The organism is Streptomyces sp. NBC_00310, assembly GCF_036208085.1.
GTDB lineage: Bacteria > Actinomycetota > Actinomycetes > Streptomycetales > Streptomycetaceae > Streptomyces.
Window position 1 is genome coordinate 3,711,996 of sequence record NZ_CP130714.1, and the last position, 25,644, is coordinate 3,737,639.

At 69.0% G+C, this 25,644-nt stretch carries 21 protein-coding genes; 7 read left to right on the forward strand and 14 right to left on the reverse strand.

What is annotated here, in order from left to right; genetic code table 11:
* Positions 1-246: 246 nt before the first annotated feature.
* Positions 247-2,412: a serine/threonine-protein kinase gene (locus OG202_RS16350; protein ID WP_328222996.1), complete on the reverse strand. Its 2,166-nt coding sequence runs from the start codon at positions 2,410-2,412 to the stop codon at positions 247-249.
* A 447-nt stretch (positions 2,413-2,859) separates the two neighbouring features.
* Between OG202_RS16350 and OG202_RS16355 the strand changes: the two genes are divergently transcribed.
* Entirely contained in the window at positions 2,860-3,162 is a 303-nt protein-coding gene (locus tag OG202_RS16355; RefSeq protein WP_327729830.1) for a hypothetical protein, read from the forward strand.
* Here OG202_RS16355 and OG202_RS16360 read toward each other — a convergent pair.
* The 8 genes from OG202_RS16360 to OG202_RS16395 form a co-directional block, all read right to left on the reverse strand.
* A complete protein-coding gene (locus tag OG202_RS16360) occupies positions 3,113-4,789 on the reverse strand; it encodes a tetratricopeptide repeat protein (protein ID WP_328222997.1) in 1,677 nt (558 codons plus the stop codon). The two genes, OG202_RS16355 and OG202_RS16360, sit on opposite strands and share 50 nt — an antisense overlap.
* Positions 4,786-5,856, reverse strand: a complete 1,071-nt coding sequence (locus OG202_RS16365) for a hypothetical protein (RefSeq protein WP_328222998.1) — start codon at positions 5,854-5,856, stop codon at positions 4,786-4,788. The genes OG202_RS16360 and OG202_RS16365 overlap by 4 nt, the downstream gene beginning before the upstream one ends.
* Positions 5,857-6,238: 382 nt before the next feature.
* Entirely contained in the window at positions 6,239-7,201 is a 963-nt protein-coding gene (locus OG202_RS16370; RefSeq protein WP_327729828.1) for a hypothetical protein, read from the reverse strand.
* An 81-nt stretch (positions 7,202-7,282) separates the two neighbouring features.
* On the reverse strand, positions 7,283-8,734 hold the full coding sequence (locus OG202_RS16375) for an amino acid permease (RefSeq protein WP_327729827.1): 1,452 nt from the start codon (positions 8,732-8,734) through the stop codon (positions 7,283-7,285).
* A gap of 286 nt (positions 8,735-9,020) precedes the next feature.
* Positions 9,021-9,776 carry an ABC transporter ATP-binding protein gene (locus OG202_RS16380; RefSeq protein ID WP_327729826.1) on the reverse strand — a complete coding sequence of 252 codons (756 nt, stop codon included), beginning with the start codon at positions 9,774-9,776 and terminating at the stop codon, positions 9,021-9,023.
* 1 nt (position 9,777) lies between these two features.
* The gene (locus OG202_RS16385) at positions 9,778-11,610 is read right to left on the reverse strand and encodes a branched-chain amino acid ABC transporter ATP-binding protein/permease (RefSeq protein WP_327729825.1); all 1,833 of its coding nucleotides are present in this window, start codon (positions 11,608-11,610) and stop codon (positions 9,778-9,780) included.
* Between the two features lie 5 nt (positions 11,611-11,615).
* A complete protein-coding gene (locus OG202_RS16390) occupies positions 11,616-12,527 on the reverse strand; it encodes a branched-chain amino acid ABC transporter permease (protein WP_327729824.1) in 912 nt (303 codons plus the stop codon).
* A 22-nt stretch (positions 12,528-12,549) separates the two neighbouring features.
* A complete protein-coding gene (locus OG202_RS16395; protein WP_328222999.1) occupies positions 12,550-13,737 on the reverse strand; it encodes a branched-chain amino acid ABC transporter substrate-binding protein in 1,188 nt (395 codons plus the stop codon).
* Between the two features lie 876 nt (positions 13,738-14,613).
* Here OG202_RS16395 and gabT point away from each other — a divergent pair.
* The 5 genes from gabT (at position 14,614) to OG202_RS16420 (ending at position 20,391) form a co-directional block, all read left to right on the forward strand.
* Complete coding sequence (gabT, locus tag OG202_RS16400; RefSeq protein WP_327729822.1) at positions 14,614-15,945, forward strand: 4-aminobutyrate--2-oxoglutarate transaminase; 1,332 nt, start codon at positions 14,614-14,616, stop codon at positions 15,943-15,945.
* A gap of 610 nt (positions 15,946-16,555) precedes the next feature.
* Positions 16,556-17,107: a cupin domain-containing protein gene (locus OG202_RS16405; RefSeq protein WP_327729821.1), complete on the forward strand. Its 552-nt coding sequence runs from the start codon at positions 16,556-16,558 to the stop codon at positions 17,105-17,107.
* A gap of 25 nt (positions 17,108-17,132) precedes the next feature.
* Entirely contained in the window at positions 17,133-17,420 is a 288-nt protein-coding gene (locus OG202_RS16410) for a hypothetical protein (RefSeq protein WP_328223000.1), read from the forward strand.
* A 689-nt stretch (positions 17,421-18,109) separates the two neighbouring features.
* Complete coding sequence (locus tag OG202_RS16415; RefSeq protein ID WP_327729820.1) at positions 18,110-18,844, forward strand: FadR/GntR family transcriptional regulator; 735 nt, start codon at positions 18,110-18,112, stop codon at positions 18,842-18,844.
* A gap of 77 nt (positions 18,845-18,921) precedes the next feature.
* On the forward strand, positions 18,922-20,391 hold the full coding sequence (locus OG202_RS16420; protein ID WP_327729819.1) for an APC family permease: 1,470 nt from the start codon (positions 18,922-18,924) through the stop codon (positions 20,389-20,391).
* A 202-nt stretch (positions 20,392-20,593) separates the two neighbouring features.
* On the opposite strand, the gene OG202_RS16425 is transcribed toward OG202_RS16420, so the two are convergent.
* The 5 genes from OG202_RS16425 to OG202_RS16445 all read right to left on the reverse strand — a co-directional run bounded on the left by OG202_RS16425 (position 20,594) and on the right by OG202_RS16445 (position 24,123).
* A complete protein-coding gene (locus OG202_RS16425; protein ID WP_327729818.1) occupies positions 20,594-21,001 on the reverse strand; it encodes a PIN domain nuclease in 408 nt (135 codons plus the stop codon).
* The gene (locus tag OG202_RS16430) at positions 20,998-21,231 is read right to left on the reverse strand and encodes a type II toxin-antitoxin system VapB family antitoxin (protein WP_327729817.1); all 234 of its coding nucleotides are present in this window, start codon (positions 21,229-21,231) and stop codon (positions 20,998-21,000) included. The genes OG202_RS16425 and OG202_RS16430 overlap by 4 nt, the downstream gene beginning before the upstream one ends.
* A gap of 1,028 nt (positions 21,232-22,259) precedes the next feature.
* On the reverse strand, positions 22,260-22,841 hold the full coding sequence (locus OG202_RS16435) for a hypothetical protein (RefSeq protein WP_327729816.1): 582 nt from the start codon (positions 22,839-22,841) through the stop codon (positions 22,260-22,262).
* Positions 22,842-22,900: 59 nt separating this feature from the next.
* Positions 22,901-23,479 carry a hypothetical protein gene (locus OG202_RS16440; RefSeq protein WP_327729815.1) on the reverse strand — a complete coding sequence of 193 codons (579 nt, stop codon included), beginning with the start codon at positions 23,477-23,479 and terminating at the stop codon, positions 22,901-22,903.
* Positions 23,480-23,688: 209 nt separating this feature from the next.
* Positions 23,689-24,123 carry a hypothetical protein gene (locus OG202_RS16445; protein ID WP_327729814.1) on the reverse strand — a complete coding sequence of 145 codons (435 nt, stop codon included), beginning with the start codon at positions 24,121-24,123 and terminating at the stop codon, positions 23,689-23,691.
* Positions 24,124-24,937: 814 nt separating this feature from the next.
* Here OG202_RS16445 and OG202_RS16450 point away from each other — a divergent pair.
* On the forward strand, positions 24,938-25,633 hold the full coding sequence (locus tag OG202_RS16450) for a tectonin domain-containing protein (RefSeq protein WP_327729813.1): 696 nt from the start codon (positions 24,938-24,940) through the stop codon (positions 25,631-25,633).
* The last annotated feature ends 11 nt before the right edge of the window (positions 25,634-25,644 follow it).

Below are 25,644 nucleotides of genomic sequence, written 5' to 3' on the forward strand. Positions count from 1 at the left end.
GACGACTGATGCTGCGGGATGCCGTTGTGCCTGATCGGACCACCTGCGCCGTGCAGGGCGCCAGTACCTCGTGCCGCACCGTCCAAAGGCGTCCGGCCACCCCTTGGCCACCCCGGGCCACCTACGCTGCACCTCAACGCCTACGCACAGCAGTTGTCGGACTTCCACAGGTCACTCACGCGAGGTCCCGCACACGCAGACGCCGGTCGACGATGCCGTCGCGCGTCGGCCACACGGTCCCGGCCCCTACAGCGTCACCGCATACAAGACGCCGGCGGCGCCACCAGTTACGTACACCATCCCGTCGGCCACTGCAGGGTCCTTGTACAAGGATTTGGCGGTGTGGAAGCTCCACCGCTTCTCGCCGCTCGCGGCGTCCACCGCGTACAGGTTGCCGTCCTCGCTGCCGACGAACACCACACCGCCCGCCACGGCCGGCGACGAGGCCACGGCGCCGCCCGTGCGGAACTTCCACCGCTGCTCGCCGGAGGCGGCGTCCACCGCATAGAGGTTGCGGTCCCAGCCGCCGACATACACCACCCCGTCGACCACGGCCGGCGACGAGGACACAAAGTGCTGGGTGGGGAACTTCCACCGCCGTTTGCCGGTCGCGGCATCCACCGCGTACAGGTTGCCGTCCTGGCTCCCGACGAACACCACACCGCCCGCCACGGCCGGCGACGAGAGCACGGCGCCGCCCGTGCGGAACTTCCACCGCTGCTCGCCGGAGGCGGCGTCCACCGCGTACAGGTTGCCGTCCCTGCAACCGGCGAGCACCACACCGTCCGCCACGGCCGCCGACGAGTCCACGACGTTGCCCGTGCGGAACTTCCACCGCCGTTCGCCGGTCGCGGCGTCCACCGCGTACAGGCTTTTGTCGACGCTGCCGATATACACCACACCGCCCGCCACGGCCGGCGACGAGAGCACGGTGCCGCCCGTGGGAAACGTCCACCGCCGCACGCCGGTCGCGGCGTCCACCGCGTACAGGTTGCCGTCGTCGCTGCCGGCGAACACCACACGGCCCGCCACGGCCGGTGGCGAGCCCACTCTTTCGTTGGTGCGGAACTTCCACCGCTGCTCGCCGGTCGTGGCGTCCAGCGCGTACAGGTTGTGGTCGTTGCTGCCGACGTACACCACGCCGCCCGCCACCGCCGGCGCCGAGGACACGGAGCCCCCGGCGCGGAACAGCCACCGCTGCTCGCCGGGGGCGGCGGAACCGCTGCCGCGGATCTTCCAGCCGACGAAGCCGAGTCCTGCCGCGGTGGCGCCGCCGAGGCCGAGCAGGGTCCGTCTGCGGGTGATACCGGCCAGGCGTGCCCCAGCGTTCGCGGGCGGCCAGGACGGGAGCCGCGCCGCGGTCGGCGGGAGGTCGACGTCGCGCTGTTCCCCCGACCGGGCCGGTGCCGGGCGCTCCGGCGGGGCGGCACCGGGTTGCGCCGGCACCGGCGCTGTGGGCGAAGGCTCGGACGTCTCGGGCGATACGGGTGGCGGAGCCGGGGGCGGCGGCGCGGCGGCGGTGCGCGAGTGCAGTGTCGTGGCGACCGGCTCGGGGAGCCAGCCGGGCTCGGTGGCTGTCCGGGTGACCGCCGGCCGGCCGCCGGAGGTGTCGGCCAACCGGTGCAGCAGCGTGGTCACCGTGGGCCTCTGTCCGGGCTCCTTGGCCAGGCAGCGGCCCACCAGGGTCCGCAGGCCCGGCGGGAGTCGGTGCAGGTCGGGTTCCTCGTACACGACGCGGAAACTGAGGGCGTGCCCCGAGCCGGTCCCGAACGGCCCGGCCCCGGTCGCGGTGAAGGCCAGTACCGCGCCCAGGGAGAAGACGTCGCTCGCCGGTCCGACCGGCTTGCCGGTCAGCTGCTCGGGGGACATGAACCCCGGCGTGCCCACGACCGTGCCGGTGCGGGTGAGCGCGCTGGCCTCGCCCGCCACCGAGATCCCGAAATCGATGACTCGCGGTCCGTCCGCGGCGAGCAGGATGTTCGACGGTTTGAGGTCCCGGTGGACCACGTCGGCCGCGTGGATGGCCTCCAGGGCCTCGGCCAGCCCCGCCCCGAGGGCGAACACCGCCGCCTGCGGCCACGGTCCGTGCGCTGCCACGGCATCACCCAGCGGGACCCCCGGCACGTACACCGTCGCCAGCCATGCCGGTGATCCGTCCGGATCGGCGTCGACCACACCCGCGGTGAACGCCCCGTTCACCCGGCGGGCGGCGGCCACCTCCCGGGCGAACCGGCGCCGGAAGCCACCGTCCTCGGCCAGCTCCGGGCGTACGACCTTCACCGCCACGAACCGTCCGCCGGGCGAGCGCCCCAGGTACACCCGGCCCATCCCACCCGCGCCCAGCCGGGCCACGATCCGGTACCGCCCCACCTGCTCCGGATCCCCTGCCTCCAGTGCCTCGAACGGTTCCACCCGACAACCCCCTGCCACGTCCCCACGCCCCAACGGCCTCACGGGCTGCTGCTGTCGAGATCGCACATCATCCCCGATGTCCCTGACTCCGCACTACCGTTCGCCTGTCCAGCCCCTGTTGACTTGTCCACCGGCGGGACGATCACCAGGAGGGCCGTAGCCCACATGCACAACTGGCTCTCGCCGTATGACCTGGCACAGCCGACGGCCCGCCCGAACCTGCCCGCACCCAGCTTTCGGCAACACGCTTCAGCAGCCAGGCGCCGGCCGGGGGCACCCGGTCCTCCCGCACCGGGCCGGAGCGGGGGCCGCGATCCCGCTCCTGGCCTGGTCCGATGTAGGTGCCGGCGGGTTCGGCGAGGGACAGCGAACGGGCCCCGGCTCTAGGTTCGGCAGCCTCAAGGCACAGCAGCGGCAACATGCCGACCGCCGCCATCAGGAGGCATCATGCGCAGGACCATGTCCATAGTGGGCGTACTCATGATCGTGGTGGGCGTGGCGTTCGCCGTGCTGAGCCTGCTGACGTATGTGAACAAGGACGAGCGGCGGCTGGCCGAGCACTACCTCTATGACCTCCAGCTCTCGCCCGAGAGCGAGGCGCGGGCGAGGGAGCGCCTTCGGAGCGTCGAGGACCGCGAGCGTCTCAACATCACGGTGGCGATCGTCGGCACAGTCGCGGCCGTGGCGGGGGGCGCGATGGTCAGGACTGTCCGTCGGCGGCAGCCCACGGCGCCTTCTCCGTCGCGTTGAGGTCCTGCGAGACCGCGGCGGTTCGTTCCCGCAACCACCGCGTCAGCAGTTGGCCGGCCTCCCGGGTACGCGGATGGTTGGCGCCCTGGACCCGGATCATGTCGGCCAGCAGGGTGGTGAGCCGCTCCGCGGCGGTGGCGTGGTCACCGCGGCGGTGCAGGAGTTCGGCCTGCTGCTGCCGGGTCCGCAGGGTGCGCGGGTGGTCGGCGCCGAGGACCCGTTCCAAGGTCCGCCGGAGCCGCTCCAGGCGGCCCAGCGCGGCGGTGGTGTCTCCGGCGACGCCCTGCCAGAAGGCCAGGTTGACCTGGTAGGTCAGGGTGGTGGGGTGCTCGGCGCCCAGCGCGAGTTCGGCGTCGTCGGCCGCTGTGACGAACTGCTCGATCGCCAGATCGAGGTCGCCGGCCATTCCGTGCCAGTAGGCGAGGTTGTGCCGGGCGACGAGCGTCTCTGGGCGCAGCCGGCCGACGACGGAGGCCAAGCCGTCCACCGCCTGCTGATAGGTGGTCACAGCCAGCCGCACGTCACCCGTCTCCCCGATCCACCGGCTGAGGTCGGTGAGAACCTTCAACGTCGCCGGATGCCGGGGCCCGAGGTTCCGCTCCAGTTCCCGGGCGATCGAGGCGTACCCGTCGCGCGCGCCGCGGGCATCCCCGGAGAGTCCGCGGCACAGCGCGACGTATTCGTCGGCGGCGGTCACCAGCGGGTCACCGGCGCCGAGCGTCGCCCGCGCCTCAGCGGCCAGGGTGACGAAGTCGGCCAGCGCGGCGTCGATGAGGCCCGACTCCATCCGGAAGCGCGCCTCGTGCAGCCGGATGGACAGCGTGTCCGGGTCCGCGCAGCCGAGGCTGTCCTCCGCCTCGCGCCTGATCTCCGCCAGCGACCGCACGGCCTCCGTGGTGTCCCCGAGATCGCCCCCGGCCTGGGCCGCCTGCGAACGCAGCGTCAGAATGTCCCGGTGGCCATCACCCAGCCGCCACCGCGCCTGGTCGGCCAGGCCCTGGGCCATGTCCCGGGCCGCGGCAGGACGGCCCAGAGCGGTCAGATGCGGCCCGAACCGGCGGAGCAGGGGATGCAGGCCACCGCCGTGCCAGAGGTGACCCCCGGCATTCGCCAGCAGCACCTCGGCGCTGCGGTAAAGGGCGGTCTCCATCCCCGGTTCGCAGTCCGGCGCGGACCACACCTCCTCCAGCGCGTCGGCCGCGGCCGTGGCGAGCCGTTCACGGCGGTCGGCCGGTACACCGTCGCGGATCGCGCGCTGGACGAGGGCATGCACCTCGACGACCGCCGAGCCGGTAGGCCCATGGTGGGTGACCAGACTCAACCGGTGCAATGCCCGCAACGCCAGCAGGGCGCCCCGTTGCGGGACGGGGTCGCCGCCGAGCCAGGCGCGCCCCGCCGGACCGAGCAGTACCGCTTCGGGAATGCCGTCGGGCGCGAACATCGAGATCAGTTCGAGCATGGCACGGGCGGTCCCGGGTGGTGCCAGCGACTCCGCCCGCCCGAGGGCTAGTTGCAGGGTGCTCGTCACCGTGCCGCCGTGCTCGTCCGCGGGGGAGGAGGACGGGAGCAGACCGGCGACGCTCTCCCGCCGGTCTGCCAGAAGGCTCAAGTACGCGGGCAGGTTCATGCCGGTGTCGATGAGGAAGGCGGCCGCCTGGGAAAGGGCGAGTGGAAAATGGCCGAGGGCTGCCGCAAGGGTCGCCAGATCCTCGCGCCGGTGCGCCGGGGCCCGTGGTGCCCGGCGGCCGGGCCCAGGTCGAGCAGCAGCCGGTCGGCCAGGTAAGCGATGGCCTCGTCGGCGGTGAACACGCCGACGGCAATCACCCGGACCCCCGGGCGCAGCAGCGTGGCGTCCCGCCGACGGGTGGTCAGGACGGTCCGGCCTGCGTCACCGGCCGGCCAGAGCCCGGCCACTTCGCCAGGGTCGTCGATGTCATCGAGGACCACGAGCCAGGAAGTGGCGGTTGATCTCAGCCAGGCCAGGAACAGGTCGGCCTGGGTCTCGTCGTCCCCGCCAGGGTCGGTGCCGGGCGCGGGGACTTCCCCCGCGATGCGCGCCCCGGACAGCGCCCGCCATGCGCGGGCGTAACTGCCCAGAACCGAGAGGCGGTCGCCCGCGGGCACCCAGAGCAGGACCTCGGCCCGCTGCTTGGCGCGGTGGAACGCCGCCGAGGCCAGCTGAGACTTGCCGACGCCGCCCGCGCCCGTGAGCAAGATCTGCCGGACGGATGCGTCTCGCATGCCCGCGTCGATGCTCTCGGCCAACCCGTCACGTCGCCGCAGTGCGGCGGCATCACTCGGCGGACGGCCGATCACGATCTGCGGCTGCGGCTGCGGCTGCGGCTGCGGCTGCCGGCCAGGGTCGGGGTCGGGGCTGCTCCGGTAATCCCGCGCGGCACGCCACAGCCGCTGCCAGTGCGCCACCGTGGGCTGATCGGCGGACGCGCCTCCAGCCGCCCTCTCGACGGCCTGTACCAACGCCATGACGGCTTCGAACCTGCGCGGTACCGACTGACCGCTGGCCCATTCGCCGAGCCTGCGGGCGTTGACGGCGACCCGGCGCCCTGACGGCAGCTCCACCGCGCTGGCCCGCCGGGCCAGGGTCTCGTCCGACACGTCTGGCAGCCGCCGACGCAGCCGGGTCAGCGCCGCCGCAAACCTGGCTCTGGGATCACCGGCTTCACGATCGTCCACCCGTGCCTCCCCCACCCGCCACGCTGGTCACCCGAGTCTATGCGACGGCACCGCCCCGGTCCGGCCTGCAAACGGGGACCGGTTCGCCGCCACAGCAGCCTCAGTTGACCTGCTCGGACACCCCCCCGCCGACTGCCTGGGACGTACTGTCCAGGACGGTCACCGGCGCCGCACGGCCCCTACTGTGGACCCGCTGCTGTGGGGCGTTGGAGCCGGGTACTGAGAAGAAGGGGCCTCCCCTTGGCCGTTGAACGCGCACATCCCGAAATGATCCGTGATGACGGACGGCCCATCAGTTGAACAGTTGACTTCGCTTTCACGCGCAACAGCCTCCGGCCCGTTGTGAGTGACAAAGGTAGGCTTGGTAGCCGCGCGGTCATCGTCAGCTGGTCGCGGGCCGGGTGCGTGAGATCGCGCCGTGCCAGTACGAAAAGCGTTCCAGCGGGTCTCCCTCCGCGTTCCATGGCCAAGGCGTCGCCATGCCTGCCGTGGCGCGCAGCACGACAACGGCCTCGTCCATAAGGGCGGCTTTGACCAACGCGTAGGCCAGCACGTTGAGATCCGCCAGTGCCGCCGCGTGGCCGAGGAATCCAGGGAGCGGCCAGTCACGCGCCGCTCGGCTCAGTGCCGCGGACGCATCAGGTCGTCTCCAGTAGTCCCGGGCGTTCAGCGCCGCCATGCCGCCGGCGGCAACGGCGCGTTGGTAGGCGTGGACGAACGCGGTGACTTCCAAACCGACCGTGGGAGCCCTGGCCGGCATCACGGAACGGATGCCGTCGAGGAGGTCCAGTACCTGCCCGGTGGAACCGCACTCGTCCGGTGACAGATAGCCCAAGGCCTGAAGATGCGCCTCCCGATTCCACGGATCGCGGGCCTTGATCTCCCGCCAGACCGGCCCCACCTCGCCGTAAGGTTCCTGCTCACATCTCATCGCGGCCAGGAGTACGGTCCAGGGGGTGGGGTCGGCAGGTATCAGCTCGGCCGCGCGCAAGCAGGCCTCCCGGACGCTGCTCAGGTCCACGTGCGTTCCCTGTGCCCGCGCGTGCGTCACCTCCGACCAGGCGTGCAGCAGGAGTGCTCCCGGGTCCTGCGGGGCCTGACGCAGCCAGATCTGTGGCAGTGCCCGCCCGGCTGCCTCGGCGAGCACTTGGAGGCGGTGCGCCTTACGGTCCCAGTCCTGCCCTGCGTCCTGGATCACCTTCTCCATCAGTGCGATGACCGTGGTATCGAGTTCGCCGCGGGCCCAGCTGATGTCAAGGCGCCGCCGGACCCGGCCGAGGACCACGTCGTCGAGTTCGGGGGCCAGGCGAGGAGAGTTGCCTTTGCGTCGTCTGAAGGCGGACATGCCATCACTTTCTTCCTGTGGTGGGCCCCGCATACCGACGCCGCAGCATCCGGTGCTCCACTGAACGCAAGCCGACGGCATCTACCAGCGGTTGACGACTTCGTCGTCGGCGTTTCGGCCGATACCGCTCCGCACCAGTGAGACCGCCACGACCAGCACGGCAACCAGCACCGACAGCAGCACCTGGATCCGTCCACCGCCCTCACTGTCGTCGGTGAGCATGTAGCCGAGCACGAACGTGATGACCGTGATGGTCGCCCACGTCAGGTACGGGAAGAGCCACATCCGGACCAGGAGTCCCTCCGGGTTTTCGCGGAGGATGATTCTCCGCATCCTCAGTTGCGAGAAGCAGATGACCAGCCACACGAAGAGCGCGATCGCGCCCGAGGAGTTCAGCAGGAACTGGAAGACCGTGTCCGGCCACAGGTAGTTGAAGGCGACGGCGACGAACCCGAAGGCGACGGAGGCCAGGATCGCGGCCCGCGGGACACCCCGCATGGTCGTGCGCGCGAAGGCCCTGGGCGCGTCGCCGCGCTGGCCGAGCGAGAACGCCATCCGGGAGGCGGTGTAGAGACCGGAGTTGAGACAGGAAAGGACAGCGGTGAGCACGACGGCGTTCATGACCTGGCTGGCGTGCGGGATGCCGATCGCGTCCAGGGCCGCGACGTACGAGCCCCTTTCCGTAATCGCCGGATCATTCCACGGCAACAGACAGACCACGACGAGGATCGAGCCCAGGTAGAAGAAGCCGACCCGCCGGATCACGCTGCTGATGGCCCTGGTGACCGCACGCTGCGGGTTCTCGGACTCACCGGCGGCGAGGGTGACGATCTCGCTGCCCATGAACGAGAAGACCACCAACAGCATGCCGGAGAGGATCGCGTCAGCGCCGTGTGGCAGAAAGCCGCCGTGCGCGGTGAGGTTGGCGAAGCCGTCCCCCGGGTTGTCCGAGCCGGGCAGTACACCGAAGACCGCCAGCCCGCCGATGACGACGAAACCCGCTATGGCGACGACCTTGATGCCCGCGAACCAGAACTCGAATTCGCCGAAGGAGCCGACCGATGCCAGGTTCGTGGCCGTGAGAACGACCATCACGACAAGTGCCCAGGCCCACTGCGGGAGGGCCGGTATCCATCCTTCGAGGATGACGGCACCCGCGGTCGCCTCGACAGCGAGCACCACGACCCAGAAGAACCAGTACAGCCAGCCGATCGAGAACCCGGCCCAGCGGCCGAGCGCCCGGTCGGCGTAGGCGGAGAAGGAACCGGACGTGGGGTTGGCCACGGACATCTCGCCGAGCATCCGCATCACGCAGACGACCAACGCACCGACCAAGGCGTACGACAGCAGAATGCCGGGTCCGGCCTTGGCGATGCCCGAGGCAGAGCCCACGAAGAGGCCGGCACCGATGATCCCGCCAATGGCGATCATGGACAGATGGCGGTTCTTGAGTCCGGCCTGCAGACCGTCCGAGCGATGAGTCTGCTCGCGGGTGCCGGGCGACAGGGCTCTCTTGCCGTGCGTCGTACTCATGAACATCCTTGACTAAAGGGGTAGTTCGAAGATCCAGGGGGTTTCGTTCGTCCCACCTGGAACTTGGGGACAGGACGATGGGCAGGATGCGGCTGTGCGTGTGCGTGTGCGCTTTGAGGATCGGACTGGCGGTTCCCGGACGCGCTACCGCAGGTCAGGGGTGGACGCACACCTGCATGGTCTTGTCGAGGCGGGCGAGCTGCGGTTTCCGCAGTGCCAGTAGCGCCTGTAGCCGGCCTGGTATGAGAGGCGCCGGGAACCCCGTCGGGGTTCCCGGCGCTGTTGGTCAGGCGCTGTCGCCGACCGCGTCCTGCGGCGGGACTTCCGCGGAGCCGCCGAGGTAGGCGGCCTTCACCCGCGGATCGGCGGCCAGTTCCGCGGCCGGACCCTCCAGTGCGACCCGGCCGGTCTCCAGCACGTAGGCCCGGTCGGCGAGCCGTAGCGCCTGGCGGGCGTTCTGCTCGACGAGGAGGACCGCGGTGCCCTGGTCCCGGATCTGCCGCACGATCTTGAAGATGTTGCGGGTGAACAGCGGGGACAGGCCCAGCGAGGGTTCGTCCAGGGCGAGGAACCGCGGTGCGTTCATCAACGCCCTGCCGATGGCGAGCATCTGCTGCTCGCCGCCGGACAGTGTGCCCGCGAGCTGGTCGCGCCGCTCGGCGAGGCGCGGGAACAGCTCGTACACCTGCTGTCGTCGCTGAGTCAGCGCCGCGGTGTCCTTGCGGGACAGGTAGCCGCCCATCGTCAGGTTCGTGTCGACTTCGAGCGCGGCGAACACCCGGCGTCCTTCCGGCACATGGCCGAAGCCCATGCCCACGACGTCATGTGCCGGTGTACGGGTGATGTCCTGGCCGTCGAGCAGGACCTTGCCCGACTTCGCCCGGTGCAGCCCGGTGAGGGTGCGCAGCAGCGTGGTCTTGCCGGCGCCGTTCGCGCCGAGGATCGCCACGATCTCTCCCGGCTCCACCCGAAGGGAGACTCCGGACAGAGCGTCGATCGCGCCGTAGGAGGCATCCAGGTCCGTGACTTCGAGCAATGCCATCTCAGTGGCCCTTCGCGAGAGTCGGGGCGGTGGACTCGTCGGGGTCGATGCCGACGCCCTCGGCGTCACCATCGTCGTCCTCGTCCACCCCGAGGTAGGCCTCGATCACCCGGGGGTCCTGCTGCACCTCGGCCGGCAGTCCCTCGGTGAGCCGCGTACCGGTCTCGATGACGAGCACCCGTTCGCACAGTCCCATGACGAAGGCCATGTCGTGTTCGATGAGAACGACCGTGACGCCCCGGTCCCGGATACGGGCGACGAGCTCCATGAGGTCGGTCTTCTCGCTGGGGTTCATCCCGGCGGCGGGCTCGTCCAGGAGCAGCACCAGTGGATTGCTCGCCAGTGCGCGGGCGATGTCGAGGCGGCGCTGATCACCGTACGACAGCTCGCGCGCGAGCCGCTCGGCCTTGTCGGACAGGCCCACGAACTCCAGCCAGTACCGGGCCTCCCGACCGGCGCGCTGTTCCTCCTCACGCTGGGCGGGCAGCCGCAGCAGTGAGGTCAGTACGCCGCTCTTCAGCCGCGAGGTCATGCCGACGAGAACGTTCTCGACCACGCTCATGTCGCCGAAGAGCCGCGCACCCTGGAAGGTGCGGGCCATGCCCCGCTGTACGACCTCGTGGGGACGACGCCCGACCAGCGACTCACCGCCCAGGAGGACCTCCCCGGAGGTCGGCTCCACCACGCCCGTCACACAGTTGAACACGGTGGTCTTGCCCGCGCCGTTGGGTCCGATGACGCCGAGGACCTGGCCGCGTCCGACGGTGAAGGCCACGCCGTCGAGCGCCAGCAGCCCGCCGAACCGCATGGTCAGGCCGCGTACTTCGAGCAGGGGCTCCCCGGGGGCCACGGCGGTCTGCGGCAGCGGCGGTTCCTGCGCGGAGTCGGCGAGCCGCGCCCCGCGCCGGGTACGCGCGGGCCACAGACCCAGCGGCCGTACGAACATCAGGACGATGAGGAGCACGGCGAACAGGAAGATCCGCCACTCGTCACCGATGCCCCGCAGCACTTCCGGCATGCCCTGGACGACGAGCGCGCCCAGGAACACCCCGACCAGGCTGCCGCGTCCGCCGATGAGGACCACCAGCAGGATCAGCACGGAGGTGAGGAAGGTGAAGCTGGTCGGGTTGACGATGCCGATGTACGTGGCGAAGAAGGCCCCCGCCAGGCCGGCGATCACGCCGCCGACGACGTAGGCGAGCGCCTTGACCCGGATGGAGGGAACACCCACCGCCTCGGCGACCTTCTCGTCCTCACGGACGCTCTCCCAGGCCCGGCCGATCTTCGAACGGGTGAGGCTCGTGACACCCAGACCCACGACGACGGCGATCGCCAGCACGAGGTAGTACATGCTGCCCGTGTCGTCGAAGGAGTAGCCGAAGAGCACCGGGCGGAAGGGGATGATGACGCCCTCCGGCCCGCCCGTGAACTCCAGGTTCTGGGCGGTGACCCGGACGATCTCGCCGAAACCGAGAGTGACGACCGCCAGGTAGTCGCTGCGCAGCCGCAGCGTCGGGTAGCCGATGATGAAGCCGCCCATGGCGGCGACCAGCATCGCTATCGGCAGCGTGAGCCACCAGTTGACGTCGTAGTTGCCGACCAGGATGGCCGTGGTGTAGCCGCCGATGGCGAAGAACGCCGAGTAGCCGAGGTCGAGCAGGCCCGCGTAGCCGACCACGACGTTGATGCCGAAGCCGAGGACGACGTACAGCAGTACCTTGACGCCGACGTCGGTCCAGTAGTCACCCGCGAGGTTGGGGAAGGCGAGGAGGATCACGGCGAACACGGCCAGGGAGGGCAGCTTGAACCGTGGTGAGTCCAGAAGTCCACGCATCGTCGTCACACCCTTTCTGCCACGCGCTCGCCGAGCAGACCGCTCGGTCGCACGACGAGTACGGCGATGAGCGTGCCGAAGACGACCACGTCGGTCCACCGCCCGGACACATAGCCGGTGGCGTAGGACTCCAGCAGCCCGATGATGACGCCGCCCACCATGGCTCCGGGGATGTTGCCGATGCCGCCGATGACGGCGGCGGTGAAGGCGCGCAGGCCGAGCAGGAAGCCCATCAGGAAGTTGACCTGCGGGTAGTACAGGGCGTACATGGTGCCCGCCGTGCCGGCGAGCCCGGCGCCGATGAGGAACGTCAGCAGGATGGTGCGCTCGACGTTGATGCCCATCAGCCGTGCGGCGTCCTGGTCCATCGCCAGGGTGCGCATGGTGGTGCCGGTGACGGTGCGCTGCACGAAAAAGAACAGCGCGGCCATCAACACCACGCTGACGCCGAAGATGCCCACCTGCGCGTAGGTCAGCCGGACGCCGTCGGTCAGCTGGATCGCGTTCTCGGCGGAGAGGAAGCCGATGTGCGGGACGCTCTTGAAGCCGGTGCCCTGCGACAACGCGGTGCCGTACTCGACGGCGAGCGACAGTCCGAGGGCGGAGACCAGCAGCGACAGTTGCGGGGCCTTGAGCAGGGGCAGGTAGACGATACGGGCGGAAGCCACACCGAGTGCGCCGGTGACCGCCGTGGCCGCGACGAGCGCGACCACGACGAGGACACCGGCAGGCATGCCGCCGTCCGCAAGCAGGCTGAGCACTCCCAGTGCGAGGAAGCCGCCCACCATGAAGAAGTCGCCGTGGGCGAAGTTGATGAGCCGGATGATCCCGTACACCATCGTGTAGCCCAACGCGACCAGCGCGTAGAACGCCCCGACCGTCAGGCCGTTGAGCGTGTACTGGAGGAATTCGTTCATGTCGGTCTGTGCGCCGGCCCGGTCAGCCCGCGTCGACCCAGGCGCCCGAGGCGTCGAGGGTCTTTCCGGGGACGAACTTGGAGTCCTTCACGACGGCGGTCACATAGACCGCGTTCTTCCGGTCGCCGTTCGGCTCGAAGTTGATCGTGCCGGTGATGCCCTCGTAGTCCTTGGTGGCGTGCAGCGCGTCGGTGATCTTCTGCGAGTCGGCGGACTTCGCGCGCCCGATGGCGTCGGCGATCACCTTGATCGCGTCGTACTCGTAGGGCGCGAACGGCCCCGCGTCGGCGTTGTACTCCTTCTTGTACGCGGTGACGAACCCGGCGGCCGAGCTGATGAAGGAGGGGAGCGGGGCGGTGGTGGTGGCGAAGCCCTCGGAGGCCGAGCCGGCGGTCTTGATGACGGTCGCGTCCTGGGTCGCGTCGCCGCCGATGATCGGGACCTTGATGCCCAGCTCGCGTGCCTGCTTGAGCAGCAGGCCGGCATCGGCGAAGTAGCCGGTGAAGTAGATCGCCTGGGGATCGGTGCTCTTCACCTTGGTCAGGAAGGAGGTGAAGTCCTTGGCGCCGGGGGTGATGGCGTCGAAGAACACGTCCTTGCCGCCGAGCTTTCCGAGGCTGCTCCTGGCCGCCTCGGCGAGACCCTTCGCGTAGGCCGTGTTGTCGTGGATGATCGCGACGTTCTCCGCCTTGAGGGACTCCACCAGGTACTTCGCGGCGAACTCGCCCTGCTTGTCGTCACGGCCGATGGTGCGGAAGACGTGCTTGAGGCCGCGGTCAGTGATCTGCACGTTCGTCTGCGCGTCGGCGATGAACGGGACGTTGCGTCTGTCGGTGATCACGGTCTCGGCGATGGCGGCGCCCGAACAGTAGCCGCCCGCCACGGCCACCACGTTCTGCGACATCAGCTTCTGCATCGCGGCGGTGCCGGTCTGCGCGTCGCAGGCGTCGTCGACGACCACGAGCTCGACCTTCCGGCCGCCGAGCAGGCCGCCGTCCTTGTTGATCTCCTTGGCCGCGAGCTTGGCGGCGTTCACGATGTCCGTGCCCGCGGAGGCGGAGTCGCCGGACAGCGGCGCGACCACACCTATCTTGATCGCGCCGGTCCCGCTGTCGCCGCCTGCCGCACTGTTGCCACCACAGGCGGAGACCAACGCGACACTGGTCAGAGCGACGCCGGCGCCGAGAAATCTGTACCGGTTGTATATCACTGAAACTCCTGCTGGTTTGTGCGCGAGCCAATACCTATGGGTTGCGCGAAGGGCCGGATTCGGGGACACGAACCGTGGAAAAATTTCTAGATCTTTTGAACTGTTCCGCTTTTCGGAACCGCGACGACGTCGGCCGCTTGCAGAGTTCTCCACGCGACCGATTCCAGGGGGCCATCGGGCAGCCACATTTCAACAGATTTGTTTCCGTTGTGTGTCTTTTTCGATGAGCGGGTCGAGTGTTATGAGTCCGACACATTGGTGTTATCGCAGGTCAGGCACGGGTGCGCGCCTGCGTGACCTTGATGGAGGCAGGCGGGCTACGGATTCCGTGCCGGTTGTGATTCTTCGAGATCACCTGGGTCCAAGCCGGATTGCGGAGTCTCCCGGATGTCTCATGGGCAGCAACGCTAGAGACGAGCTTCGGAATTCGTACATGCTCCACCACGTACGACAACCATCCACCGATTGTCCGAAGTGGAGCTTGCGAACCGGGCGGAGTTCGTGCTTGGCGGAAGAGGCGGTCGCTGGGAAATGGCTGAGGTCTGTCAACTGTCAGGAAACCCAGGGCGGTTGGGGTTGTGACGTGTTGTGGAGAGTCGCTGTCGAAGGCGTTCGGCGCGGTGTTCCAGCGACCGGTCCAGCGAGCTTGGGGGCCCTGCCCCCGGATCTTGGACACCCGAGAGACTTTCCAGGCCTGGTCAAAGCCCCTCGCCCGTTGCCCTCGTACCCGCACGCGCCAGCACTCAAGGGAACCGTCCGCCGCGTCGAAGACGATGTCGCCACCGCGCCGTATCGGAGTGCGCGGGCCCATCGGAACTCCGCCTAATCTGCGGGAAATCCACGGAGAACACCGCACCGAGAAGGAGTACGCCCGTCATGAGCGAACTTGCCCAGGAGCGCCGACTCGTCACGTCCATTCCCGGCCCGAAGTCGCAGCAGCTGCTGGCCCGCAAGTCGGCGGCGGTCGCTAACGGCGTCGGCGTGACCCTGCCGGTGTTCGTCACGCGCGCCGGTGGCGGCGTGCTGGAGGACGTGGACGGCAACTCTCTGATCGACTTCGGGTCCGGCATCGCCACGACCTCGGTCGGCAACAGCGCGGCGGCGGTAGTGCGCCGCGCGTCCGCGCAACTGGCGGACTTCACCCACACCTGTTTCACGGTGACGCCGTACGAGGAGTACGTGGAGGTCGCCGAGGCCCTGGCCGAGCTGACCCCGGGTGACCACGCCAAGAAGTCGGCGCTGTTCAACTCCGGCGCCGAGGCGGTCGAGAACGCGGTGAAGATCGCCCGCGCGTACACCAAGCGGCAGGCGGTCGTCGTCTTCGACCACGGCTTCCACGGCCGTACGAATCTGACGATGGCGCTCACCGCCAAGAAGGTGCCGTACAAGGAGGGCTTCGGACCCTTCGCGCCGGAGGTCTACCGGGTCCCGCTGGCTTACCCCTACCGCTGGCTGACCGGCCCCGAGAACTGCGCGGAGGAGGCCGCGGCGCAGGCGATCGACCAGATCAGCAAGCAGGTCGGCGCGCACAATGTCGCGGCGATCGTGATCGAGCCGATCCAGGGCGAGGGCGGCTTCATCGAGCCGGCTAGGGGCTTCCTGCCGAAAATCGCGCAGTTCGCGAAGGAGAACGGCATCGTCTTCGTCGCGGACGAGATCCAGACCGGCTTCTGCCGCACGGGGCAGTGGTTCGCGTGCGAGGACGAGGACATCGTCCCGGACCTGATCACGATGGCCAAGGGCATCGCGGGCGGTCTGCCGCTCGGCGCCGTCACCGGCCGCGCCGAGATCATGGACGCCGCGCACGCGGGCGGCCTGGGCGGCACGTACGGCGGAAACCCGGTGACGTGCGCGGGTGCGCTCGGTACGTTCGAGACCATGAAGGAGCTGGACCTGCCTGCCAAGGCGCGGTGGATCGGCGAGATCATGCTGGGCCGGCTGCGCGCGATCCAGGAGAAGTACGAGATCGTCGGCGACGTCCGCGGCCGGGGCGCGATGATCGCCATCGAGCTGGTCGAGCCCGGCACCAAGCACCCCAACGCAGCCGCCACCGGTGCGCTGGCCAAGGCCTGCCACGCCGAGGGCCTGGTGGTCCTCACCGCCGGCGCGTACGGCAATGTGCTGCGCTTCCTGCCGCCACTGGTGATCGGCGAGGATCTGCTCAACGAGGGCCTCGACATCATCGAGGAAGCCTTCTCGCGACTGTGACCGGGAAGGTGATTCCAGGCCGGTCCAGCCCGTTCGGCCGTGTCGTGCGTCAGGGCGCGGATGGCTTGGGGGACCAGCAGATGACCCCGGACCTCCTGCTCGACGCCGCCGGGTGAGCGGGAGCGCAAGGGCTTCGGCCGGGCCGAGGTGGTGCAGGTCGTACTCAGTCACCCGCACCGTCTCGGGACGGGTGCGTTTGTGGTGGTCCTTGGCTCCGGCGATGTCCGACAGATGCGAACTATCGGGCAATTCATGGAATATGGAGGTTGTACGGGTGAAAGCAAGGTCAACTGTTCAGATTGATACGGATCGAGTCGTTGTCACGGAGTGGTGCTTCGCCCCGGGTGCCGAAACGGGCCATCACGTGCATGTACACGACTACGTGGTGGTTCCCTTGGTCACTGGCACGGTGCGTGTGGAGGATCCAGCGGGGGAACGCGATGTAGAGATGCACGCAGGCGTTTCCTACGCGCGGTCTGCCGGTGTCGCGCACAACCTCGTCAACGTGAACGGGTACGAATTCCGCTTTGTCGAAGTTGAGCTCAGGTAGAAGTGCGCCACACCAGGCCACGTAGGACGGATTCCGCCCCCGATCCCCAGGACGATTCCCATGACCTCACAACCCTCGTTGCCGACCCCGCCCGTCTCCGCCGCGACGGAGGACTGCGCCCGTGACGGCTTCCACCCAGACCTGGCCGACGGTCCGAGCGGCCCGCTGCCCGAGGCACGCAAGCGGGTGCACCACGTCCGCGCCGACGACCTGGACGGCGGCACGGCGCAAACCGGCGGCATGCGTCGCTTCGCCGCAATCAGTGGTGCCCGGGTCGGCTCGGAGCGGATGTGGATGGGGCAGACCACGGTTGCGCCCGCGACCGCCTCGGCCGACCACCACCACGGCGACTCCGAAACCGCCATCTACATCGTCAGCGGACACCCCGAGTTCGTCTTCCTCGCCGACCCCGCCGAATACGGAGCGGCGCCCGAGGAGGTGCGGTTGCGCACCGGGCCGGGCGACTACGTCTTCGTCCCGCCCTTCGTGCCGCACCGCGAGGAGAACCCCGACCCGTACGACGAGGCCGTCGTCGTGATCGCCCGCAGCACGCAGGAGGCCGTGGTCATCAACTTGCCGAGCCTCTATGTGCTCCGGTCCGGGCAGGGGTAGCGCCCCGTCCACCCGCGAGCAGGCAGTGGTCGACGCGGGCAGCAGCGGCCGCACCGCGCCGTCGCCGGTGCTGACGGCCGCCTGCACCCTGCGGCAGGCCGCGAGCACCATCAGCCTCGACATCGGCCGCGACACCACCGCCGACGAACTCGACCGCATCGCACGCGCCCTCGGGACCGCGGTGCACCGGCCGATCCGCGCCCCTTGGACCGAGGCCGTCCTCCTCCTGACCGCGCTCCTCCTCGCCACCGCCGCCGCGAAACCCGCACCAGACGTAGTTGAGCGACAGGGCAAACGCATCGGAGCTGCATAGTAAGGGCGACGGCCGCGTGCCAGGGCACAGCCAGCGAACAGGCACTGCCCGGCCGGAGGCGCAACGGCCCGGTGATCAAGTCCGCGCCCGCCCCGTGCGGGTAGCTGTCGGCCGAACTTGGCCAGCTTCTGCGGAGGCGCCCGCTCTGGTGGACAGCGGCCAGGCGGTCGACCCACTCCGGGGCGGTGGCGAACCCGACGCGCGGTGTCCGGCCCGGCAGGCCCGCACTGCGAGCCCAATGGCCAGGTGGGTCTTCCCGGTGCCCGGCGTCGGCAAGACCCACATCGCCCAGGACCTCGGCCACCTCGCCGTCCGCCAGGGTGCCCACGTCCGCTTCGCCAAGACCAGCCGCATCCTCGCCGACGGACCGAGTGACCGCTCGCGGCCGTTTCCTCTTGGGGCAGTTCCTGGCTCCCACCGGCCATCACCACGACCCGCATTCCCGCGTGCCGCTGACCCAGACGACCACGGCATCGAACGCGCCGGCCTACGTCCGCCAGCTGGAGCGGCAGACCCGTCGACAACACTGTCCTCGTTACCACCGGCCTCAGCGCGGCCTCAACTCATGGCACCACCGCAGCACGGCCCAACAGAGCCGAGCGCGAGCTCGCCCTCGGCGCCGGCCCGGCGCACCGCACGACGGCCGTCGTGGGCCCCGACCGCGATCAGCGGGCCGTTAGGGTGGCGTCGTGGCGAATGCAGCGGGCAAGTTCGGGCCTTACAACCAGCCAGGCCCGGCCCGGACGACGTCGGTCACCGGTGTGGGACACGCCCGCGCCCTGCCCGGCGGGGGTCAGAGCGGATCCGATCTCGTCCGGTCACGGATCGCACTGCGGGTACGCCTGCGATCCGTGCAGCCTGGAGACCGGCTGCCGGACGCCGGGGTCCTCGCCGAGGAGCTGGGAATCGGCGAGATCACCGTGCGCCGCGCGCTGGAGGGCATGTGTCAGGACGGCCTGCTCGACCGCCGGCGCGGACGGGCGGGCGGAACCTTCGTCGCGCAGGACTGGGACACCGTCGTAGCCCTGACCCACGACCCCGAGGAGGCGGCTTCGCTGGATGCCTTCCAGCTCCTGCTCGAATGCGGCCTCGTGGCGCACAGTTCGGGAGAGGTCCCGGCCGAACGGCTGGACGGGCTTCGGGCGCTGGTCGAGGAGATGGAACAGACAGACGACCCGGCACGCCTGGCCGAGCTGGAGACCCGATTCCATCTGGACCTCGCGGTGGCGCTCGGCGGCGCCGGAATCCGCGAGTTCGCCGCCGATCTGCTCGGCCGGCTGTGCCTGCTGCTGCCCGCACCGGAACCCGCGGTCGTACGGGCGCAGAACCGCTGCCACACCGAACTGCTCACCGAACTCGGGCGGGGTGCGACCGATCCGGCCGTGCAGGCGGTGAAGGCACACCACCGTTCCCGGCACAGCTGACGCCCGGTCCGTGCCGGCCCGGCCGTCGAGAACCCGCGCATCCATCACGCCGCCACACCGCACGAGGAGTTGCCGCCATGCCCAACCCCGGAGCCGGCCCGCTGTCCCCGCCGGGCCCCGTCGGCGGCGCGCCGCAGCGACTGCGCGGCGGCGTCCTCGGCATGGCGGACATCGCCGCCGCCACGATGGCCAACGTCGGCCCAGCCATGAGTTTCTTCTTCGGTTTCGCCTTCCTGGCCACCACCGCGGGCGTGGCGTCACCGCTGACCATCCTTGCCGCCGGCATCGCGGTGGCGCTCCTCGGCAACACGCTGGCGGAGTTCTCCCGCGCGCACCCCTCGGCGGGCAGCTTCATCACCTTCGTCGGCAAGACCTTCGGGCCGGTCAGCGCGGTGACCACGGCGCTGCTGGCGGCGCTGGGCTACATCATCGCGATGGCCGGCGTCATCTCGATCTCCGGCGGGTTCGTGCAGATCACCCTGCACCACTACACCGGCGTGGACCTGCCGTGGATCATCTGGACTCTGCTGCTCACCGGGCTGGCCGTGGCGCTGATGCTGCGCGGGGTGGTGGTCTCCACCAAGTGGGCCGGCTACTTCTTCGGCGCGGAGATGCTGGTGCTGGTCGTGGTCTCGGTCGCCGCGCTGGTGGAACACCGCGGCGAGCTGTGCTTCGACCCGTTCCTGCCCAGCCACATCAACGACGGCTTCAAGGGGCTGGCGACCGGCTTCCCACTGGCGGTGTACCTGTTCATCGGCTGGGAGAACTCGGCGGCCCTCGCCGAGGAGACGGAGAATCCTCGGCACAACGTCGGCCGCGCGGTGTTCTCCTCCGTCGCGATCATGACGGTGAGTTACATCCTCTTCGCCTACGCCACGGTGACCGGCTTCGGCTACGACGTGACCAGACTCGGCGCCTCCCGGATCCCGTTCATCGAGGTGGCCCACCACACCCTCGGCGTGCTGGCGTTCCTCGCCTACCTCGGCGGACTGACCTCGACCCTCGGTGTGCTGATCGCCGGCATCAACTCCCAGGCCCGCCTGGTGTTCAACGCCGGACGTGAGGGGCTGCTCCCCTCCTTCTTCGGCTATGTGCACCCCATCCGTCGCACACCGAACAAGGCGATCATCACCTTCACCGCCATCGCCCTGCTGATCATCGGCGGCTGGGCCCTGGGCCACCTGCTGGGGTCCGCCGGCGGCTCGATGAACCCGGTGGTCTTCTTCACCGAGTCCTCGACCCTCGGCGCCATCCTGATCCTGCTGGTCTACCTCGCGTCCAACATCGCCCTGCCGCTGTACTACCGCAGGTACCGGCCGCAGGAGTTCCGGGTGGTCCGGCACCTGGTACTGCCCGCGCTCGGCACGGTGGCCATCCTGGTCCCGCTTTACTACCTCGCCAAGCCAGGCCAGCCCGCGCCTTACAACTGGTTCCCCTACGTAGCGGTCGCCGCCCTGCTCGCCGCCGTCGGCTACGCGGCCCTCCTGGTCCGACGCGACCCGACCTTGGCCGAACGCGTCGGCTCCATCGTGGCCGACGCGGACTGAGCCCTCGCGACCGGCAAGAGCGCAGACTCGACGAGGACGGACTGATCGGCGCGGCAGCCCTGCTGCTTCTCTGGTCGCGCGGCTGGGTGGAGCCAGTCGTGGCACCACCAGAGCCCCGGCACATCATCGCCCAATGGGACAGTGACCTGAGTTCGATCAACGACAGGCCAACAGGCCGACAACGTGGGCCGGCCCCAGGAGATCAGGCTCGTACGTCTCGCTGCTGAACTTCCTTGAGCACTCCGGCCACCGTCGCGAAGTCGTTGTCGACGTGGAGGACGGTGTGCCCGTGGTGGACCGCGGTCGCACACACCAGCAGGTCGATCGCTCCTGCCGCACGGTGCTGGCCCCGCTGGGTCAGTTTGTACTGGGCGGTGTCGACCCAACGCCAGGCATTCTTCGGAACCGGAGAGAGCAGGCAGAGTGCGTCCAGCTCCTCTGCAAGCTCATCCCGGTGGGACGGACTCGTTGCCGAGTAGAGAAATTCGGCCCGTGTCGGCTCGCAGAAGTGGAACACCCCAGCGGCGATGTGCCCCTCCCAGGGCGACAATGCCCCAGGGGTGCGGAACAGATGCCACAGGGCGGAGGTGTCGAGCAGGTACGTGATCACTCGAAGGCCTCGCGTCGGGCACGCTTGCCCGCGTCATGCGCCGCCGCGGCCTGCTCGAACTCGCCACGCGCACCGCGCGCGGCCAGCTTCTCGGCAGCCTCGAGCCGCTTGATCCGGGCCACGTAGTCCCGCAGAGCCGCGTTGACCGTCTCCTTCTTCGTCGTGGCGCCCATCAGCCGCATGGCCTCGGCGAGTGCCTCGTCATCGAGATCAATCTGCGTGACGGACATCGAGCACCTCCAACATCCAGAATGTATGTCATCAAGGTACATCGCCAACATTGGAGCGCGCCACTGGCGCAGAGATTTGGGCGCGACGGAACCCGTCGTTTCTGTTAGGAGTTCGCAGGGCGTGCCTCTGCGCCGACTCCGCCGCCTGCCCGGTATTCGAGGCCGTGGCGCGGCTGGCGCCCCGTGCCCCCGCAGGCGGCGAATGGGAAATCGACGGCCCCAGGATCCCGCCGTGCGGGCACGGCAGCGCCGTCTTGGTCCCTGTCCGGTCCCTCGACCTTCGTTCCGAGCTCAAGTGCCGCCGCCACGGAAGCCGGTGACAACCTTGACCGCCCACTCCGCCGCAGGTCAAAGAGGCCGGAATCCTTCCGAGCGGAACGGCATGCGCGCGGTTCCAACAACACGCGCAGCGGATTTTCTCCGCTGAGCCGAAGTTGACGCTCCGACACCTCACGAGGAACGTTTCTGCAGGTCAGAGACCTGCGGAAGTGGGGCGGGTGGGACTCGAACCCACGGCCGACGGATTATGAGTCCTTTGGGGATCTTGGCGGTCCTTGTCGATCAGTGCCGATTCAAGGCGTTTTTGCAGGTCAGACGTGTGCACCTATGTCGGCCTTGAACGGTCCTTGTCGGTTGGTTCCTGTCCTTGCGGTCCCTCCGTGGTCCCTACCGCTCCTTGAAGGCCTGCCCGATAGGGAACCCCGGACGTCTCTCCAGCTCAGCCGACACGGTCGAACCTTGGCGCAGCGGATTCCCCTTCCAGCGCCCAGTGCGGCGCGCCGGACGACGAAGGGGCTCGGGCGGGCTCGGGGCCGGGCGGACGCCGCCTGGCCCCGTACCTCCACCGGGCTGCTACACGGCGAGCCAGACCGCCTGGTCCGGTGCCAGCAGGCGACTTCGACCGGGCCGGGTGGCAGCGCCTCGCTGTCGGCATGAGGCCCGGACGCCTGGTCCGGGCCTCATGCCGGCGATCGGTTCAGGCCCCATGTGCCTCATTCGCGGGGGTTGAGGCCATCGCCCGCTGGGGGTTACGCCTGTGCCCTGGTCAGACGCCAGAAGCCGCAGTTGCCATTCGACCGGTCCCAGTAGGCGCTGGTGCACACGTCGATCAAGGCTTCGGTCGGCATGGGCCCGCCTCCGTTGGTCTCCAGGAAGCCGCCGACGTCGTAGAGACTCCACAGCAGCACGATGTCGTTTTCCCGCACGGCCCGGTCCAGGGGGTTGGAGGTCTTGGCCAGGATCCGCCAGCTTGCGGTTCCCGCGCCCACCCGGTCGTTGCTGCTGTTGGTGGAGACGTCGTAGATCGCTGCCTGGGTCTGGGCGGCCGCAGCGCCGCCGCTGACGTCCAGGTAACTACCGGCGCCGAAGAGGTTGCGCAGGTGGATGGTGTCCCCGCTCAGGACCGCATCGCCGGGCTGCTTCCCGGACACGGAACTGATCTGCCACGTGCCGGAGCCGGCACTGCGGTTGCTCGTCGCGGCCGTTGCCACCTGGTACACGGAAGTGGGGCCCGCGCTGCTGCCCGTGTTGGCGTCGAGATACCCGCCCTGCCAGTTGTCGTAGCCGTTCTGGATGTGGACCTTGTCGCCGTACCGGAGCTCGCCTGCCATGAACTGTCCCCTCGATCGTGATGGTCCCTCCTGCTGGGGAGAGGGAGTGTGCAAGCGGGCTACGCCTTGTGGATCTTCCAGTCGGCGACGTCGCCACCGCGGTTGAAGTAGGCGTTGGTGCAGACGTCGAGCTTGCCGCCCTGCTTGGCTCCCGCGGCGTTCTGGTTGGTCTCCAGGAAGCCGCCGTTGTCGTCGTAGGTGTTCCACAGATGGACCACGTCCCCCACCCGGACGTTCTGGTCGAAAGGCGTGGAGGTCTGCGCGAAGATCCGCCAGCGGCCGCTGCCAGGGGTGCGGTCCTTGGACTGCGCCGTGGCCACGGCGTACTTGCCGCCGCCGCCCTTCTGCGCGGTGCTGGCGTGGTCAGCGGTGTCGAGATAGCCGCCGTCGCCGGCGTAGAGGTTGCGCAGGTGGACCAGGTCCCCGCTCAGGACAGACTGGCCTACTGCCTTGCCCGAGGCGGAGACGATCTCCCATGTGCCGGTGCCGGTGCCGCGGGTGGGCGAGTCGGCGGTGGCGACGTAGTGCTTCAGACCTGCTGAGGTGTGGTGGTTGAGGGTGTCGAGGTAGCCGCCCTGCCGGCCGTTGTACCCGTTCTGCAAGTGGATCTGATCGCCGTACTTGAGCTCGTTCGCCATCTGGGATTCCCCTTGTTCGCCGACGTCTGTCTCGGACCCGGACGGTCCTTGCAAGAAGCCTCAGCGGCCTGCTGCGGCACGCGGCCCCTGCTTTCCGTCCAGGCCGGGAGGTCGAGATCCCGCGCCGAAGCTCGATGACGAGCACCATCCCCCGACCCCCCTCCGTATTCCTGCCGCCCTGTCCGGCTTGGCCGCCCGAAAGGCGTGGCCTAGAACCCGGGGCTCACCCAGTGCGCCATGACTCCCGTACGTCCGTCGCCGTTGCTGATGACGGAGACGGGGTTCGTCCCGATGCGGTAGGCGTGGAGCGTGATGACGTCGTTGACGTCGAACTTCTCCAGGATCGTCTGCCCGGCGGTGGTCTGCATGATCGTGTGCCCACCGGTGATTGCTTCGGTGCCGGGGATGAGCTGGCCGTTCTTGAACAGTGCAGTGCGGACGAGTTCACTCGCCGCTGCGGTCCCGCCGGTGTACGAGCGGGCGTGGTAGGAGATCTCCCACACCCCGGGGTGGGGGATCTTGAGTTCCGGGACCTCGGAGATCCGCTTATCGACGCGGTCGCCGTCAGTGAGTTTGTTCTCGAAGTCGACCGGGCTGGTCTGGAGCCACGTCGAGCCCTGCCGGTAATTCGCTGGAGTCGTCATGCCATTCAATTCCTTTGCCGCGCCGGGATACACACTGAGTGGGCCGGGTGTTCTTGACGCCGGCACCGGCCCTATGAGAGCGGCGGCACACTCGGTGGCGGTAGGCGGCCCAGGGTCCTGTAGGCCAATTCGGCCTTACGGGTTTATCCGACCATTCGGTCCTTCGGCCAAGGGGTCTCCCCCACGCAGAAACCCTTCTCCATACAGACGTTCACCACATCATGGCGCTCCACAACGGCCGGAATACGGCCCTGCTGCCGCCTTTCCCGTCACCCGCAGGGGTGAACGACGCCGCGCCCGTACTGACGCCAGCCCTGCCGTCAGAGGCGAGGCCTGGTGGCCCTTTCCTCAGCTCATACGTGCCGCGAGCTGGGCAACCGCGGCGCACGGCTGCGGTTTCCTCGTCTCCTTTGGGGCCCCGACCGATACCGCTCGGCAAGTACGAAGCCGGCGCGGGATATCAGCCCGCGCAGTCAGGCAGAAGCCGAACCTGTCTCTACTGCCAGCTCACCAGGTGAAGGCCACGCCGGTCGGAGCTCCCATCACTGTCATGGCACCGAAGGCAGCAGGTAATCCCTCCCTCCGGTCGGTCATGGGTGTCAACCAAGTGACCGGCTGCTTCTCTTGTGGGTTACCGATTTTCCGGCCTTGATTAACTCGCGCGAGCGTGCATGGGCCCCTGCGCCATGGCATAGGAGAGCCGCAAACATCAATTTCAAGATGATTTTCTTGGCTTATCACTCTGGGTGCCTGTTTTGGTGTTCTCGTTGCGGACCAAGTACCCGAGCACAACGTCGAACTGAAAGGCACGTGCATGGCTGATTGGAAGAAGATCTCCGGTGGGCTCTCGACGATCTCCGTCGGATCCAGGACGCACGTATGGGGGGTGAACAGCAGCGGTCAGATCTACCGGTACACCGGCCATGACGCGAACCCGTGGGTCGGTATCCCCGGCAGCGCGGTCGACATCGGCGTCGCCGCCGACGGCACGGTGTGGCACGTCAACTCCGCAGGTGGCATCTATCGCTACACCGGCGACCAGGGTTCCGTGAACTGGGTCAACGTCTCGGGTGGCCTGACCCGAATCTCGGTCGGGTCCAGGACCAACGTCTGGGGCGTGAACGGCTCCAACCAGATCTACCGGTACACCGGCCACGACGCGAACCCGTGGGTCGGTATCCCCGGCAGCGCGGTCGACATCGGCGTCGCCGCCGACGGCACCGTGTACCGCGTCGACTCCACGGGCGCCATCTTCCGCTACACCGGGGACCAGGGCTCTACCGACTGGGTCAACGTCTCAGGTGGCCTGACCCGGATCTCGGCCGGGTCCAGGACCAACGTCTGGGGCGTGAACGGCTCCAACCAGATCTACCGGTACACCGGCCACGACGCGAACCCGTGGGTCGGTATCCCCGGCAGCGCGGTCGACATCGGAGCGGCCGCCGACGGCACCGTGTACTGCGTCGACTCCGCGGGCGCGATCTACCGCTACACCGGCGACCAGCCCTGACGCCATCCGTC

What these genes read in the sequence shown, in the direction of transcription:
- OG202_RS16355 (WP_327729830.1), top strand. Translation starts at nt 2,860, where the DNA reads ATGCGCAGGACCATGTCCATAGTGGGCGTACTCATGATCGTGGTGGGC.
- OG202_RS16360 (WP_328222997.1), bottom strand. Translation starts at nt 4,789, where the DNA reads ATGAACCTGCCCGCGTACTTGAGCCTTCTGGCAGACCGGCGGGAGAGC.
- OG202_RS16370 (WP_327729828.1), bottom strand. Translation starts at nt 7,201, where the DNA reads ATGTCCGCCTTCAGACGACGCAAAGGCAACTCTCCTCGCCTGGCCCCC.
- OG202_RS16375 (WP_327729827.1), bottom strand. Translation starts at nt 8,734, where the DNA reads ATGAGTACGACGCACGGCAAGAGAGCCCTGTCGCCCGGCACCCGCGAG.
- OG202_RS16380 (WP_327729826.1), bottom strand. Translation starts at nt 9,776, where the DNA reads ATGGCATTGCTCGAAGTCACGGACCTGGATGCCTCCTACGGCGCGATC.
- OG202_RS16385 (WP_327729825.1), bottom strand. Translation starts at nt 11,610, where the DNA reads ATGCGTGGACTTCTGGACTCACCACGGTTCAAGCTGCCCTCCCTGGCC.
- OG202_RS16390 (WP_327729824.1), bottom strand. Translation starts at nt 12,527, where the DNA reads ATGAACGAATTCCTCCAGTACACGCTCAACGGCCTGACGGTCGGGGCG.
- gabT (WP_327729822.1), top strand. Translation starts at nt 14,614, where the DNA reads ATGAGCGAACTTGCCCAGGAGCGCCGACTCGTCACGTCCATTCCCGGC.
- OG202_RS16405 (WP_327729821.1), top strand. Translation starts at nt 16,556, where the DNA reads ATGACCTCACAACCCTCGTTGCCGACCCCGCCCGTCTCCGCCGCGACG.
- OG202_RS16420 (WP_327729819.1), top strand. Translation starts at nt 18,922, where the DNA reads ATGCCCAACCCCGGAGCCGGCCCGCTGTCCCCGCCGGGCCCCGTCGGC.
- OG202_RS16430 (WP_327729817.1), bottom strand. Translation starts at nt 21,231, where the DNA reads ATGTCCGTCACGCAGATTGATCTCGATGACGAGGCACTCGCCGAGGCC.
- OG202_RS16435 (WP_327729816.1), bottom strand. Translation starts at nt 22,841, where the DNA reads ATGGCAGGCGAGCTCCGGTACGGCGACAAGGTCCACATCCAGAACGGC.
- OG202_RS16440 (WP_327729815.1), bottom strand. Translation starts at nt 23,479, where the DNA reads ATGGCGAACGAGCTCAAGTACGGCGATCAGATCCACTTGCAGAACGGG.
- OG202_RS16445 (WP_327729814.1), bottom strand. Translation starts at nt 24,123, where the DNA reads ATGACGACTCCAGCGAATTACCGGCAGGGCTCGACGTGGCTCCAGACC.
- OG202_RS16450 (WP_327729813.1), top strand. Translation starts at nt 24,938, where the DNA reads ATGGCTGATTGGAAGAAGATCTCCGGTGGGCTCTCGACGATCTCCGTC.